Origin of the sequence: Serratia sp. X3 (assembly GCF_014982455.1) — a bacterium.
GTDB lineage: Bacteria > Pseudomonadota > Gammaproteobacteria > Enterobacterales > Enterobacteriaceae > Serratia > Serratia ureilytica.
The window spans coordinates 215,704-231,196 of record NZ_JADCNB010000001.1 but is presented as its reverse complement, the minus strand read 5'-3'; the positions used below and the strand labels follow the sequence as shown (position 1 = coordinate 231,196).

Here is a 15,493-nt window from a genome sequence, read left to right as displayed (position 1 = left end):
ACCATATAACTGAAAAAGGGCCTAGCATCGCTGCCAGGCCCTTTTGTCTCAGTGCATTACGGTGTCGGCATGCCGACGCCCTCACCTTGCTTAAACGTTGTCGTCGTCCATCGGCTCAGCCGCGTCGTCGCCATCGTCCAGCGGCGTAGTGTCTTCTTCCACCGCTTCCGCGCCCGGTTCCAGGCTGTCCAGCTCTTCGTCTTCCACCGGCTCGGCCACGCGCTGCAGACCGACGACGTTTTCGTCTTCCGCCGTACGGATCAGCGTCACGCCCTGGGTGTTACGACCGACCACGCTGACTTCCGAAACGCGGGTACGCACCAGCGTGCCGGCATCGGTGATCATCATGATCTGGTCGCTGGTTTCCACCTGCACGGCGCCGACCACCTGGCCGTTACGCTCACTCACCTTGATGGAGATAACCCCCTGGGTGGCGCGTGACTTGGTCGGGTACTCGGTGACTGCGGTACGTTTACCGAAGCCGTTTTGCGTGACGGTCAGAATGTCGCCCTCACCGCGCGGCACGATCAGGGAGATCACGCTGTCGCCTTCGCCGAGGTTGATGCCGCGCACGCCGGTCGCGGTGCGGCCCATCGAACGCACCTGCGTTTCCGGGAAGCGCACCACTTTACCGTTGGCTGAGAACAGCATCACTTCGTTGGTACCATCGGTCAGATCAACGCCGATCAGCTCGTCGCCCTCGTTGAGGTTGACGGCGATAATGCCGGCGCTGCGCGGACGGCTGAACTCGGTCAGCGCGGTTTTCTTCACGGTACCGCTGGCGGTGGCCATGAACACGTGACGCCCTTCTTCATACTCGCGCACCGGCAGAATGGCGGTGATACGCTCATCGGCTTCCAGCGGCAACAGGTTGACGATTGGGCGGCCGCGCGCGCCACGGCTGGCTTCAGGCAGTTGATACACCTTCATCCAGTACAGGCGGCCACGGCTGGAGAAGCACAGGATCGTATCGTGGGTGTTGGCCACCAGCAGGCGATCGATAAAGTCTTCTTCTTTAATGCGCGCGGCGGACTTGCCTTTGCCGCCGCGGCGCTGAGCTTCATAGTCGGACAGCGGCTGATACTTCACGTAGCCCTGGTGAGACAGGGTCACCACAACATCTTCCTGGTTGATCAGGTCTTCGATGTTAATGTCGGAGGTATTGGCGGTGATCTCGGTGCGACGACCGTCGTTGTACAGCTCTTTGACCGCCACCAGCTCTTCGCGGATCACTTCCATCAGGCGCTCTGGGCTTTCCAGAATAAAGATCAGCTCGGCGATAAAGTTGAGCAGCTCTTTATATTCGTCCAGCAGCTTTTCGTGCTCCAGGCCGGTCAGTTTCTGCAGACGCAGATCCAGAATCGCCTGAGCCTGCTGCTCGGTCAGGTAGTACTTGCCGTCGCGGATGCCGAACTCCGGCTCCAGCCACTCAGGGCGAGCGGCGTCGTCACCGGCGCGTTCCAGCATGGCGCTGACGTTGCCCAGATCCCACGGCTGAGCCACCAGCGCGACTTTCGCTTCCGCCGGCGTCGGCGCACGGCGAATCAGCTCGATGATCGGGTCGATGTTGGCGAGCGCGATAGCCAGCGCTTCCAGGATATGGGCGCGGTCACGGGCCTTGCGCAGTTCGAAGATGGTGCGGCGGGTGACCACTTCGCGGCGGTGGCGCACGAAGGCTTCGAGGATATCTTTCAGGTTCAGCAGCTTAGGCTGCCCCTGATGCAGCGCGACCATGTTGATGCCGAAGGTGACCTGCAGCTGCGTCAGCGCATACAGGTTGTTCAGCACCACTTCGCCGACCGCGTCGCGTTTGACTTCGATCACGATGCGCATGCCGTCTTTATCGGACTCGTCACGCAGCGCGCTGATGCCTTCTACGCGTTTTTCTTTCACCAGCTCGGCGATCTTTTCGATCAGACGCGCCTTGTTCACCTGATACGGGATCTCGTGAACGATGATGGTTTCGCGGCCGGTTTTGGCGTCGGCTTCCACTTCCGCGCGCGCGCGCAGGTAGACTTTGCCGCGCCCGGTGCGGTAGGCCTCTTCAATGCCGCGACGGCCGTTGATGATCGCCGCCGTCGGGAAGTCCGGCCCCGGGATGTGTTCCATCAGCCCTTCGATGCTGATGTTTTCATCATCGATATAGGCCAGGCAGCCGTTGACGACTTCAGCCAGGTTGTGCGGCGGAATATTGGTGGCCATGCCCACGGCGATGCCCGACGAGCCGTTGACCAGCAGGTTCGGGATCTTGGTCGGCATGACGGCCGGGATCTGCTCGGTGCCATCATAGTTAGGCACGAAGTCGACGGTTTCTTTCTCCAGATCCGCCAACAGTTCGTGAGCAATCTTGGACATGCGCACTTCGGTATAACGCATCGCCGCGGCGGAGTCGCCGTCGACGGAACCGAAGTTACCCTGACCGTCCACCAGCATGTAGCGCAGTGAAAACGGCTGAGCCATACGCACGATAGTGTCGTAAACCGCGCTGTCACCGTGCGGGTGATATTTACCGATCACGTCCCCGACGACACGGGCCGATTTCTTGTATGGTTTATTCCAGTCGTTACCCAATACACTCATCGCGTAAAGAACGCGGCGGTGAACCGGCTTCAGCCCATCACGAACATCTGGCAGCGCACGTCCGACAATAACGGACATCGCGTAGTCCAGATACGAGTTTTTCAACTCGTCTTCGATGTTTACCGGTGTGATTTCTCTGGCAAGGTCGCTCATGGAGCTGCTATCCCTCTACTAATGATTCATCTGCCCGCTGCCATAGTGGCAAAGGTGTAAAACTATATCACAAAGCACGCTTTACGGGAAAATAACCGCCGCTGTTTCACGGAAATTGTACAGATTAGTGCGCTAAAAACGCATCGACGCAGACGATGCCGCGCCGGAACATGTATAATCCGCGCAACGAGAACAAGGAGCCAGACAAGCCCATGAACGCAGAATCATCCAGCCGAGTGCAAAACGTTGACCACCAGGAAATCGCCAAGTTCGAGGCCGTCGCCTCCCGCTGGTGGGATCTGGAAGGCGAGTTCAAACCGCTGCACCGCATCAACCCGCTGCGCCTGAACTACATCATGCAGCGCGCCGGCGGCATTTTTGACAAGCAGGTGCTCGACGTGGGCTGCGGCGGCGGCATTCTGGCGGAAAGCATGGCGCGCGAAGGCGCCGAAGTGACCGGTCTGGACATGGGCGGGGAGCCGCTGCAGGTCGCCCGGCTGCACGCGCTGGAAAGCGGCGTGAACGTGACTTACGTGCAGGAGACGGTGGAAAGCCACGCTCAAGCCAACCCGCAGCGCTACGACGTGGTCACCTGCATGGAAATGCTGGAGCACGTGCCCGATCCGGCCTCGGTGGTGCGCGCCTGCGCCCAACTGGTGAAACCGGGCGGCCACGTGTTCTTTTCCACCATCAACCGCAACACCAAAGCCTGGCTGATGGCGGTGATCGGCGCGGAGTACGTGCTGAAGATGGTGCCGCAGGGCACCCACGATCATAAGAAGTTTATTCGCCCTTCCGAACTGATCGGCTGGGTCGACGGCACGCCGCTGCGCGAAAAGCACATGATCGGCCTGCATTACAACCCGATCACCGATCATTTCAAGCTTGGGCGCAACGTTGACGTGAACTACATGGTGCACACCCAGCACGAAGGCTGAGCGCTGTAAACCGCGCCGGCCCTGCGTTATCGGGGTTCGGCGCCAACGCGCTGTTAGGAAAAATACCTAATTTCCACGACTTCGATCAAAATCGCGGTTGTAGACAGTTTTTTAGAATATTAAATCAGATCAATATGCCGTTTTTTTCTAACGTTTAATAAAGCGCCAAACGATCGGTTTTTTCAGTTTTTCAGTAAAATCTGATCTCGCTTATTGACAAGCTTGTCGCGCCAGTCACGGCGCGCACTGCGAACGGCAAGTTACATTTCACCCCCAAGTTATCCACAAATTAGGCCGGTTTTGTTCACTTGCAAACGCCGTTTTTTCTCACTATCTTGTTACCTCACCGACATACAACCCCTATATATAGTGTTTACATACTGAGCAGAGCGACTACACTTCTGCTTAGGGGCACCATACGGACAGGTAAAACACCACATGAACCAAAGTCTGCTTGTAACTAAACGCGATGGCCGTAAAGAGCGCATCAACCTCGACAAAATCCACCGGGTCATCGATTGGGCCGCAGAAGGATTGCACAACGTCTCGGTTTCTCAAGTAGAGTTGCGTTCCCACATTCAGTTTTATGACGGCATCAAAACCGCCGACATTCACGAAACCATCATCAAAGCCGCTGCCGATCTGATCTCCCGCGATGCGCCGGACTATCAGTACCTGGCCGCTCGCCTGGCGATCTTCCACCTGCGTAAAAAGGCTTACGGTCAGTTCGAACCGCCGAAGCTGCACGCTCACGTGACCCGCATGGTCGAAATGGGCAAATACGATAAACATCTGCTGGAAGACTACAGCGCTGAAGAGTTCGAGCAGATGGACTCCTTTATCGATCACTGGCGCGACATGAACTTCTCTTATGCCGCCGTCAAGCAGCTGGAAGGCAAGTATCTGGTGCAGAACCGCGTCAGCGGCGAGATCTACGAAAGCGCCCAGTTCCTGTACATGCTGGTATCCGCGTGCCTGTTCTCCAACTACCCGCGTGAAACTCGTCTGGACTACGTCAAACGTTTCTACGACGCGATTTCCACCTTCAAGATTTCGCTGCCTACGCCGATCATGTCCGGCGTGCGCACCCCAACCCGCCAGTTCAGCTCCTGCGTGCTGATCGAGTGCGGCGACAGCCTGGACTCCATCAACGCCACCTCCAGCGCCATTGTGAAATACGTTTCGCAACGCGCCGGCATCGGCATCAACGCCGGCCGCATCCGCGCGCTGGGCAGCCCGATCCGTGGCGGTGAAGCCTTCCATACCGGCTGCATCCCGTTCTACAAACACTTCCAGACCGCCGTCAAATCCTGCTCGCAGGGCGGCGTGCGCGGTGGCGCGGCAACGCTGTTCTACCCGATGTGGCACCTGGAAGTGGAAAGCCTGCTGGTGCTGAAAAACAACCGCGGCGTTGAAGGCAACCGCGTGCGCCACATGGACTACGGCGTGCAGTTGAACCGTCTGATGTACCAGCGCCTGATCAAAGGCGAAGACATCACTCTGTTCAGCCCGTCCGACGTGCCGGGGCTGTATGACGCGTTCTTCGCCGATCAGGACGAATTCGAGCGCCTGTACACCCAGTACGAGAAAGACGACAGCATTCGCCAGAAGCGCGTGAAAGCGGTTGAGCTGTTCTCGCTGATGATGCAAGAACGCGCCTCTACCGGCCGTATCTACATCCAGAACGTCGACCACTGCAACACCCACAGCCCGTTCGATCCGCAGATCGCGCCGGTGCGCCAGTCCAACCTGTGTCTGGAAATCGCCCTGCCGACCAAACCGCTGGAAGACGTCAACGACGAAAACGGCGAGATAGCGCTGTGCACCCTGTCCGCCTTCAACCTGGGCGCGATCGACAGCCTGGACGATCTGGAAGAGCTGGCGACCCTGGCGGTACGTTCGCTGGACGCCCTGCTGGATTATCAGGATTATCCGATCAAGGCCGCGCACCGTGGCGCGATGGGTCGCCGCACCCTGGGCATCGGCGTCATCAACTTCGCCTATTATCTGGCGAAGAACGGCGTGCGCTACTCCGACGGCAGCGCCAACAACCTGACCCACAAGACGTTCGAAGCCATTCAGTACTACCTGCTGAAAGCCTCCAACCGTCTGGCGCAGGAACAAGGCGCTTGCCCGTGGTTCAACGAAACCACCTATTCGCAGGGCATCCTGCCGATCGACACCTACAAGAAAGACCTGGATGCGATCTGCAGCGAGCCGCTGCACTACGACTGGGAAACCCTGCGTAAAGAGATCCAGGAAACCGGCCTGCGCAACTCGACGCTGTCCGCCCTGATGCCGTCGGAAACCTCTTCGCAGATTTCCAACGCCACCAACGGCATCGAGCCGCCGCGCGGCCATATCAGCATCAAGGCGTCGAAAGACGGCATCCTGCGCCAGGTGGTGCCGGAGTATGAGCGTCTGAAAGACAACTACGAGCTGCTGTGGGAAATGCCGAGCAACGACGGCTATCTGCAGCTGGTGGGGCTGATGCAGAAATTCATCGACCAGTCGATTTCGGCCAACACCAACTACGATCCGACCCGCTTCCCGGGCGGCAAGGTGCCGATGAAGCAGCTGTTGAAAGACCTGCTCACCACCTACAAGTTCGGCGTGAAAACGCTGTACTACCAAAACACCCGCGACGGCGCGGAAGACGCCCAGGAAGATTTGCAGCCTGCCAAGGCCGGCGATGATGACTGCGAAAGCGGCGCCTGCAAGATCTAAAGTTTGACCTAGCGGGCCGGAATTTTCCGGCCCCTTCATTTAGCCACGTTACGATGGATTCAGGCTTATGGCTTACACCACTTTTTCTCAGACCAAAAACGACCAGCTGCAAGAGCCGATGTTCTTCGGCCAGTCGGTAAACGTTGCGCGTTTCGACCAGCAAAAGCATGAAATCTTCGAAAAACTGATCGAAAAACAGCTCTCCTTCTTCTGGCGCCCGGAAGAGGTTGACGTCTCTCGCGATCGCATCGATTATCAGGCGCTGCCGGAGCACGAGAAGCACATCTTCATCAGCAACCTGAAGTATCAGACCCTGCTGGACTCCATTCAGGGCCGCAGCCCGAACGTCGCTCTGCTGCCGCTGATCTCGATCCCTGAACTGGAAACCTGGGTGGAAACCTGGTCGTTCTCCGAGACCATCCACTCCCGTTCCTACACCCACATCATCCGCAACATCGTCAACGATCCGGCGCTGGTGTTCGACGACATCGTCACCAACGAAGAGATCAAGAAGCGCGCGAAAGACATTTCCGGCTACTACGACGATCTGATCGAGATGACCAGCTACTATCACCTGCTGGGTGAAGGCACCCACCAGGTGAACGGTAAAACCGTCACCGTCAATCTGCGTGCGCTGAAGAAGCAGCTGTACCTGTGCCTGATGAGCGTGAACGCGCTGGAAGCGATCCGCTTCTACGTCAGCTTTGCCTGCTCCTTCGCGTTCGCCGAGCGCGAATTGATGGAAGGCAACGCCAAAATCATCAAACTGATCGCCCGCGACGAAGCGCTGCACCTGACCGGCACCCAGCACATGCTGAACCTGATGCGTTCCGGCGCCGACGATCCTGAAATGGCGGAGATCGCCGAGGAGTGCCAGCAAGAGTGCTACGATCTGTTCGTGCTGGCCGCTCAGCAGGAGAAAGAGTGGGCGGAATACCTGTTCCGCGACGGCTCGATGATTGGCCTGAACAAAGACATCCTGTGCCAGTATGTGGAATACATCACCAATATCCGCATGCAGGCGGTCGGCCTCGGTCTGCCGTTCGAAACCCGCTCCAACCCGATCCCGTGGATCAACGCCTGGTTGGTGTCCGACAACGTGCAGGTAGCGCCGCAGGAAGTGGAAGTGAGCTCCTACCTGGTTGGCCAGATCGACTCGGAGATCAACGCCGACGACCTGAGCGACTTCGAACTGTAAGCGATGGCGACGCCAACCGTAACGCTGCGCGCCGCCGGCACGCAGCTCTCTTGCCCTAACAGTGAAAACTGCCTGCTCGACGTGCTGGAACGGCACGACGTGCAGGTGGAGTACCAATGCCGCTCCGGCTATTGCGGCGCCTGCCGCCTGAAGCTGGTGAAAGGCGAAGTGGCCTACCGCCAACAGCCGCTGGCGTTTATCAACGCCGGTGAAATCCTGCCCTGCTGCTGCATGCCGCTGACGGATATCGAGCTGGAAATGTAAAGTCGGGTGCCGGAAACCGCGCCTGGAGACCAGAAGGCGGGGTTGCCCCCGCCCTAGGATTACCGCTTCACCTCACACGCCAACCTGATCAGGATAGTGATATTTTCCTGGTAGATTTTCAGTTCGCACAGCGAATCTCTTATCATCCAGATAAATAACAAAACCGTAATACATACAACGGTTAGCGAGTGAAACACATGCCTTAAGCGCATGCTTGCCTCCTTGCTGTGAAGGGGCTACCATAACGGTGTCTAGGCGTTAGGGCAGCCCCATTCTGATTGAGAGTCAGTCTGGGGCTTTCATCTATCCGCCTTGTCACACAATGCCCAAGACGAACAGTCTCAAGCACCCGTCAAGAGAGTAACAGCATTCCCTCACCGCGAATATCCCCTATAAGATTATGATTAATCAGGGATATATAACTATCCTCAAAGTATTTCGCTTAGCGCCCCTTTCCCGCCGATGTGGAAAAATAACGCGCCGGGGAATCGCCGAAGGCTTTACGAAACATGGCGATAAAATTGCTCGGCGAGGCATACCCCAGCGCCTCAGCAATCTGCAGCACCGTTTCGCCTTCGGCCAGCTTCGCCAACGCATATGACAACCGAGCCTGCTGACGCCACTGGGCAAAACTCAACCCCGTCTCGCCGATCATCAGCCGCCGCAGGGTACGCGGCGACATCGCCCCCCATTCAGCCCACGCCTCCAGTGAACGTTCGCTCCCCGGTTGCGCCAGCAAGGCCTGCAGAACGCCGGCCAGGCGCGGATGGGACGACATCGGTAAATACAGCGGCTCCGTCGGCGCCAGCCGTATCTCGTCACGCATCACCTGCGCCATACGCTCCTGCTCCAGGGTAAGCGCGCTGCGTTTGTCCCAACCTTCCGCACGCTGAGCCAGCGCCTGCAGCACTGCGCTGATGCCGATAACGCAAGGTGTATTCGACAGATTGTGGCAGGCCTCCGGCGCCAGCAGTAAACTCCAGCCGCTCAGCGCGCCGCAAACCTGCACCCGGTGCTCCGCCGCCGGCGGGATCCAACCCGCCCGCTGAGGCGGCAGCACCCAATCGCCCTGCGCCGTGCTTACATGCAGCAAACCGCTTTCAACGCACAGCAACTGCCCGCGCACATGCTGATGCCAGTCGTATTCGCGCGTGCCCAACCGATACTCCCGGCCTGCCGCGTCGCGGCCGCCAAGGGCGATCAGCCAGGGGCCCGCCGACCATTCGCTGCAGTCAGCGTCGAGGGCGTGAAGGTTCGCATTCATATTGGCCACTAATCACTATTTTTAGTCCAGATACCGTTATACCAACCTTTTCCTGCGCCGAGATAATGAAATGCTTCCGGCCGCTACCGTCTGGCCACTGACTCACGAGGGAACATGATGACAACACTCAGCATTGGCATTATCGGCGCCGGGCCCGGCGGCCTGTGTCTGGCTCAGGGACTGCGCCGCTTCGGCATCCACGCCACGGTGTTTGAACGCGACACCACACCGCAAGCACGCGATCAGGGCTACCGGCTGCGCATCGATCCGTCGGGCCAGCAGGCGCTGGCCGCCTGCCTGCCGCCGGCGCACTACCGCTTGCTCTGCGCCGGCAGCGCGCAAAACAGCGGCGAGAGCAATCTATGGGATCCGCAGCTTGCCCCGCTCACCGGCCGGCGCCCCGAGCACTGGTTGCCCTCCAGCCAGCGCCAAACGCAAGAACCGGGCGGCGATCTCGGCATTCATCGCCAAACGCTGCGCGAGATCCTGCTTGCCGGCCTGCAAGACCGGGTGCGTTTCGGCCATACCTTGCGTGAATTTGCACAAACGCCGCAGGGTGTGGAACTTCAGTTCGCCAACGGCGAGCACGTGCGGGTCGATGTGCTGATCGCCGCCGACGGCGTCAACTCGCTGGTGCGGCGGCGCTGCCTGCCCGAGGCGGGGCCCGAAGACAGCGGTGCGGTCACCCTCTACGGCAAAACGCCGCTCGATGCGGCGACCCGCGCCCAATTGGCCCCTGAGCTGCTGAACGGCGTATCGGTGATCTTCGCCGACGGCATGTCGCTGGTGGTTGAACCGATGCGCTTTCAGGCCCCCATGGCGCAACTGGCGGCCGACTACGCGCCCGATTGCCGCCTCTCGCCGGTCGACGACTATCTCTATTGGGCCTGTATCGGATCGGCTGAGCGTCTCGGCGGGGCCCCGGGACTGGAGGAGAGCACCGCGTTGCAGGCGCGCGTGCGGCATATCTCGCAAGGCTGGGCGCCCACCTTGCAAACGGCGTTAGCGCTGGCGGATCCCCTGTCGCTCAGCGTGCGGACGGTGCAGGTTACGGCGGCGATGCCGGAATGGCACAGCGAACGCATCGCCTTTCTCGGCGACGCCGTGCACGCCATGAGCCCGGCGGGTGGGCTCGGCGCCAACACCGCGCTGGTAGACGCCGCCAGCCTGGCGGCGCATCTGGCGCACTCAGACAGCGCCGCGCAGGCGCTCAGGAACTACGGTACAGAGCTGCAAACGCGAGGCGCGGCGGTAATACGTCTTTCACGCCTGGCGTCCGAACGGCTACAACAAAACAGTGAGGCAGACAACTCAGCGCCATGAGCGTCACTCGATAATTTCCACCACCTCCAGCCAGGCGTTTTTACCGCACGCCTGGCCCCCATTCAGCCAACGGCGCAGCATATCCAGCGCCAGCATCGCCACCGACTCCTGCCGCAGCCGCAGCCCGTGGCGCGACGCGCGATAACGCACGGTCTGGCCAATCCCGCCGCGCGGCGTGTGCAGCGCAATGCTCACCTGCTCATCGCGCATGGCGCTGACCGCCAACGCCAACGGCGCGCCGGTCAATTCCGCCAGCGAGCGGGCGCGCGCCAGCGTCGTTTCCAGCGTTTCGATGCAATGGGCCGGCAGCAGCTCTCCCCCCGCCAGCGGCGCGCCTTCGCTCTGCAGCTGCAGGTTGATCAAGCCGCCGCTGAATTGCTCGCTCAACGCCAGCTTCAGCCCTTGCTGATTCAGGCGCTGCGTCAGCGTCGCCGGCAACCCGACGGTGCCTTCGAAGATGCAGTTGTCCCCCGCCACCTCGCGCACGCGTCGCCAGGCCAGCTCCATCTCCGCGCGCCGGCTTTCCGGCCCGGTCAGCTTCAGCTCAATGATCGGGCTGGACGAGCGGTACCCCAGCACCACGTCCGGCGGCAGCGGCAGGCTATCCAGTTCGGCGGCCAGATCGCTCTCGGAGGTGCCGAACGTCGTCAGGCGCAGGCACAGCGGCGGCGCTGGCAAAGTGAAGCGCTGGCGCAGACGCGGCACGATCTGCTGTTCGACCATCACTTTGAATTCCGAAGGCACGCCGGGGGTGAAGAACATCAGGCATTGGTTCAGCTGCAACGCGAAACCGCAGGCGGTGCCCACCGGGTTATCCAGCATTTCCGCATTGGCCGGGATCTGCGCCTGCTTGCGGTTGGAAGGGGCCATCGGCCGCCCGCGCTCGGCGAAATAGGCTTCCATGCGCGCCAGCCAGTCGGCCCGTTCAATCAGCTCTACGCCGCAGGCTTTCGCGGCGGCCAGCGCGCTCAAATCGTCACTGGTCGGCCCCAGGCCGCCGTTGACGATCAGCACATCGGCGATATGGCTGCGTTCCTGCAGGATCTCGATCAAAGCAGAGAGGCTGTCCCCTACCGTTTCCCGCCCGCTCATCGGCACGCCCTGCTGGAACAGGTAGTCCGCCAGCCAGGCGGCGTTGGTATCAATAATTTGCCCGTGCAGCACCTCATCGCCGGTGCTGAGCATCTCCACCCTTAACATTGATCTCTCCCGCATTTTTTGGTCATTCCACTATAGAAGCCCGTAAATAACTTTTCACTAGCCGCCGTCGGATTATTTCCGCCATCGCGTCGTTCATCATGCGCCATGCCGCCCGCAAGGTCGTAAACTTTAGTTTACAATGCGCGTAACGCCGGTTTGACACAAATTAGGGCTTCCACTATCCTGCCATCCTCATAAATCGTTACCTATAATTTTCAAAATCTTTCGGCTGGTAGAGAAAAAACGTGAAGAATCGCACTCTTGGCAGTGTTTTTATCGTGGCGGGCACCACCATTGGCGCCGGGATGTTGGCGATGCCGCTGGCGGCGGCCGGCGTCGGTTTCGGCGTCACGCTGGCCTTACTGGTCGGGCTGTGGCTGTTGATGTGTTACACCGCGCTGTTACTGGTAGAGGTTTACCAGCATGAGCAGGCGGATACCGGTCTGGGCACGCTCGCCAAACGTTATCTCGGCGGCGGCGGCCAGTGGCTGACCAGCTTTAGCATGATGTTCCTGATGTACGCCCTCACCGCCGCCTACATTAGCGGCGCCGGCGAACTGCTCGCCACCAGCATCAGCCAATGGACATCGCAGGACTTCCCGGTGTCGCTCGGCGTCCTGCTGTTCACCCTGGTGGCCGGCGGCGTGGTGTGCATCGGCACCCACTCGGTCGACTTGTTCAACCGCATCCTGTTCAGCGCGAAAGTGGTGTTTCTGGTGGTGATGCTCGGCCTGATGTTGCCGAATATCCACCAGACCAATCTGATGACGTTGCCGCTGGAGCAAGGCCTGGCGCTGTCGGCCATTCCGGTGATCTTCACCTCATTTGGCTTCCACGGCAGCGTGCCGAGCATCGTCAACTACATGGGCGGCAACATTCGCAAACTGCGTTGGGTGTTTATCATCGGCAGCGCCATCCCGCTGATCGCCTATATCTTCTGGCAACTGGCAACGCTGGGCAGTATCAGCTCCGACACCTTCGTCGGCATGCTGGCGCAGCAGGCCGGGCTGAATGGCCTGTTGCAAGCGGTGCGTGATGCAGTAGCTTCGCCGCACGTTGAACTGGCGGTGCACCTGTTCGCCGATCTGGCGCTGGCGACCTCGTTCCTCGGCGTTGCGCTTGGGCTGTTCGATTTCCTGGCTGACCTGTTCAAGCGGCAAGATAACGTGCGTGGCCGCCTGCAAACCGGCGCCATCACCTTCCTGCCGCCGCTGGCCTTCGCGCTGTTCTACCCGCGCGGTTTCGTGCTGGCGCTGGGTTTCGCCGCCATCGCCCTGTCGGTACTGGCGCTGCTGCTGCCTTCGCTGCTGGTGTGGAAAACCCGCCAAAAGCATCAGGCGCAGTATCGCGTCTGGGGCGGCACCCCTGCGCTGGCGCTGGTGTTTGTCTGTGGGGTAACGGTGATCGCCATCCAACTGGGTATCGCCAGCGGCATGCTGCCGGCGGTCGGGTAAGCGACGAAAGACAAGGAATGATAAAGAGAAAGGGGCCGCAATGGCCCCTTTTTGCTCAGCGTCAGAAGCTCAGACCGACACCGACATAAGGGCCATCGGCCAGGGTGTTGTCACGACGCCCGTCTTTGCCTTCCATCTGCATGTAACGATAGCCCACGTCCACGCTCAGCGGACGGAACTTCCAGCGCAGGCCGCCGCTGGCTTCGTTATAGGCCTTCACGCCGCTGGTGAAAGACTCAGGGGCAAAGTAACCTTCGCCGTGCAGGCTGAAGTAACGGTTAATTTCCCACTCCAGGCCGCCGCCCAGCGCCACCGCCCCGCCGCTTTTCCCGTCTTTCGGGCTGAGGTACAGCGCTTTGGCGCCCACGGTCGCCGTCAACGGCCCCAGCGGCACGCCGAAGTTCAACCCCACGCTGCCGACGTTGCCGTCGTGGTCGCTGCGCGCCCAGTTGCCGGTCAGGCCCAGACCTGAAGAGCCGGTGCTCATGCCAACGCCCAGGTTGGTGTAGTGTTGCCCGGCTTCGCCCGACACGCTGATGGCGTTCGCCGCGCCGGTCACAAACAGCAATCCTGCCGCGCACGCGACCCAAGTCTTTTTCATCATCTTTCCCTCTGGTTTGTCATCCGTACCGAATGATCGAATCAACGCAAAATAATAACGTCATGAGTCTATACCAAAGCGCAATGAGTATTTAAGGGATAAAAGCGAAAAAATTCTTCAATAATCAAATAAATGTAAAAATTTGCAAACAAAAATCCATATTCGTCAAGGCGATGCCAACGATAACCGAGACCTATTTGCCGTCGCTCGGCAATAGGGCTACAACTAGTAGTGGCTTTGACCAAGGTCAGGGGAAGAAGCCCCGCCAAAGGACTATGCTGATGAACGCTTAAACCGCCCGAGTCTTTACTTAACTGCACTACGATAAGGAGCAAGTGATGAGCAAGAAAGGACTGACCACCGCAGCCGGCGCCCCGGTTGTCGATAACAATAACGTGATCACCGCGGGCAAACGCGGCCCGATGCTGTTGCAGGACGTGTGGTTCCTGGAAAAACTGGCCCACTTCGACCGCGAGGTCATCCCCGAGCGCCGCATGCACGCCAAAGGATCCGGCGCCTACGGCACCTTTACCGTCACCCATGACATCACCCGCTACACGCGCGCCAAGATCTTCTCCGAAATCGGTAAGCAGACCGACATGTTTATCCGCTTCTCCACCGTCGCCGGTGAGCGCGGCGCGGCCGACGCCGAACGCGACATTCGCGGTTTTGCCATGAAGTTCTATACCGAAGAAGGCAACTGGGATTTGGTGGGCAACGATACGCCGGTGTTCTATCTGCGCGATCCGCTGAAATTCCCCGATCTCAATCACGTGGTGAAACGCGATCCGCATACCAACCTGCGTAATCCGGTGTACAAGTGGGATTTCTTCTCTCACCTGCCGGAATCGCTGCACCAGCTGACCATCGACTTCAGCGATCGCGGCATTCCCAAGTCCTACCGCCACATGCACGGTTTCGGCAGCCACACCTTCAGCTTTATCAATGCCGCCAACGAGCGCTTCTGGGTGAAATTCCACTTCCGCTGCGAACAAGGCATTGAAAACCTGATGGATGAAGAAGCGGAAGCGATCATCGCCAAGGATCGCGAAAGCTCACAGCGCGATTTGTTCGATGCGATCAAACGCGGCGACTTCCCGCGCTGGAAACTGCAGATCCAGGTCATGCCGGAACATGAGGCCTCGCAGACGCCGTATAATCCGTTCGATCTGACCAAGGTCTGGCCGCACGGCGACTACCCGCTGATCGACGTCGGCTTTTTCGAGCTGAACCGCAACCCCGACAACTACTTCTCCGAGGTTGAGCAGGTGGCGATGAACCCCGCCAACGTGGTGCCGGGCATCAGTTTCTCGCCGGATAAAATGCTGCAGGGCCGCCTGTTCTCCTATGGCGATGCGCACCGCTACCGCCTGGGCGTCAACCACCACCAGATCCCGGTGAACGGCGCCAAATGCCCGTTCCACAACTATCATCGCGACGGCGCGATGCGCGTGGACGGCAACAGCGGCAACGGCGCAACCTACGAACCGAACAGCTTCGGCCTGTTCCAGGAACAGCCGGACTTCAGCGAACCGCCGCTGAGCATTGAAGGCGCGGCCGACCACTGGAATCATCGTGAAGACGACGATTACTACAGCCAGCCGCGCGCGCTGTTCAACCTGCTGAGCGCCGAAGAGCACCAGCGCATGTTCACCCGCATCGCCGGCGAACTGTCGCAGGTGCCGGAACACATCCAGCGCCGTCAGGTCGAGCTGTTCACCAAGGTGCACCCGGACTACGGCGCCGGCGTCGCCAAGGCGTTGGGACTGAAATAACCCGCCGTCATCATTC

Annotated in this window: 12 protein-coding genes; 7 read left to right on the top strand and 5 right to left on the bottom strand. The window is 59.7% G+C overall.

Annotation, left to right across the window (positions count from 1 at the left end):
- Positions 1 to 90: 90 nt before the first annotated feature.
- Entirely contained in the window at positions 91 to 2,733 is a 2,643-nt protein-coding gene (gene gyrA, locus IMX17_RS01150) for a DNA topoisomerase (ATP-hydrolyzing) subunit A (protein ID WP_033643840.1), read from the bottom strand.
- Between the two features lie 212 nt (positions 2,734 to 2,945).
- On the opposite strand from gyrA, the gene ubiG reads away from it, so the two are divergent.
- From ubiG to yfaE, 4 genes are all read left to right on the top strand, one after another.
- Positions 2,946 to 3,671: a bifunctional 2-polyprenyl-6-hydroxyphenol methylase/3-demethylubiquinol 3-O-methyltransferase UbiG gene (gene ubiG, locus IMX17_RS01145; protein WP_033644327.1), complete on the top strand. Its 726-nt coding sequence runs from the start codon at positions 2,946 to 2,948 to the stop codon at positions 3,669 to 3,671.
- A gap of 438 nt (positions 3,672 to 4,109) precedes the next feature.
- Complete coding sequence (nrdA, locus tag IMX17_RS01140) at positions 4,110 to 6,398, top strand: class 1a ribonucleoside-diphosphate reductase subunit alpha (protein WP_033632525.1); 2,289 nt, start codon at positions 4,110 to 4,112, stop codon at positions 6,396 to 6,398.
- Positions 6,399 to 6,465: 67 nt separating this feature from the next.
- Positions 6,466 to 7,596, top strand: a complete 1,131-nt coding sequence (gene nrdB, locus IMX17_RS01135; RefSeq protein ID WP_004935915.1) for a class Ia ribonucleoside-diphosphate reductase subunit beta — start codon at positions 6,466 to 6,468, stop codon at positions 7,594 to 7,596.
- Positions 7,597 to 7,599: 3 nt separating this feature from the next.
- On the top strand, positions 7,600 to 7,860 hold the full coding sequence (gene yfaE / locus IMX17_RS01130) for a class I ribonucleotide reductase maintenance protein YfaE (RefSeq protein WP_004935919.1): 261 nt from the start codon (positions 7,600 to 7,602) through the stop codon (positions 7,858 to 7,860).
- A gap of 59 nt (positions 7,861 to 7,919) precedes the next feature.
- On the opposite strand, the gene IMX17_RS01125 is transcribed toward yfaE, so the two are convergent.
- The gene (locus IMX17_RS01125) at positions 7,920 to 8,072 is read right to left on the bottom strand and encodes a Hok/Gef family protein (RefSeq protein WP_004935921.1); all 153 of its coding nucleotides are present in this window, start codon (positions 8,070 to 8,072) and stop codon (positions 7,920 to 7,922) included.
- A gap of 230 nt (positions 8,073 to 8,302) precedes the next feature.
- Positions 8,303 to 9,124 (bottom strand): helix-turn-helix domain-containing protein, encoded by an 822-nt coding sequence (locus IMX17_RS01120; RefSeq protein WP_193549236.1) that lies wholly within the window; start codon positions 9,122 to 9,124, stop codon positions 8,303 to 8,305.
- 114 nt (positions 9,125 to 9,238) lie between these two features.
- On the opposite strand from IMX17_RS01120, the gene IMX17_RS01115 reads away from it, so the two are divergent.
- Complete coding sequence (locus tag IMX17_RS01115; RefSeq protein ID WP_227414439.1) at positions 9,239 to 10,447, top strand: NAD(P)/FAD-dependent oxidoreductase; 1,209 nt, start codon at positions 9,239 to 9,241, stop codon at positions 10,445 to 10,447.
- Between the two features lie 3 nt (positions 10,448 to 10,450).
- Here IMX17_RS01115 and IMX17_RS01110 read toward each other — a convergent pair whose 3' ends face one another.
- Positions 10,451 to 11,647 carry a nicotinamide mononucleotide deamidase-related protein YfaY gene (locus tag IMX17_RS01110; RefSeq protein ID WP_033651929.1) on the bottom strand — a complete coding sequence of 399 codons (1,197 nt, stop codon included), beginning with the start codon at positions 11,645 to 11,647 and terminating at the stop codon, positions 10,451 to 10,453.
- 245 nt (positions 11,648 to 11,892) lie between these two features.
- Between IMX17_RS01110 and tyrP the strand changes: the two genes are divergently transcribed.
- Positions 11,893 to 13,101, top strand: a complete 1,209-nt coding sequence (tyrP, locus tag IMX17_RS01105; protein ID WP_193549235.1) for a tyrosine transporter TyrP — start codon at positions 11,893 to 11,895, stop codon at positions 13,099 to 13,101.
- A gap of 61 nt (positions 13,102 to 13,162) precedes the next feature.
- On the opposite strand, the gene IMX17_RS01100 is transcribed toward tyrP, so the two are convergent.
- Positions 13,163 to 13,702: a YfaZ family outer membrane protein gene (locus tag IMX17_RS01100; RefSeq protein ID WP_033643844.1), complete on the bottom strand. Its 540-nt coding sequence runs from the start codon at positions 13,700 to 13,702 to the stop codon at positions 13,163 to 13,165.
- A 338-nt stretch (positions 13,703 to 14,040) separates the two neighbouring features.
- Between IMX17_RS01100 and katA the strand changes: the two genes are divergently transcribed.
- The gene (gene katA, locus IMX17_RS01095; protein WP_046896330.1) at positions 14,041 to 15,477 is read left to right on the top strand and encodes a catalase KatA; all 1,437 of its coding nucleotides are present in this window, start codon (positions 14,041 to 14,043) and stop codon (positions 15,475 to 15,477) included.
- Positions 15,478 to 15,493 lie beyond the last annotated feature (16 nt).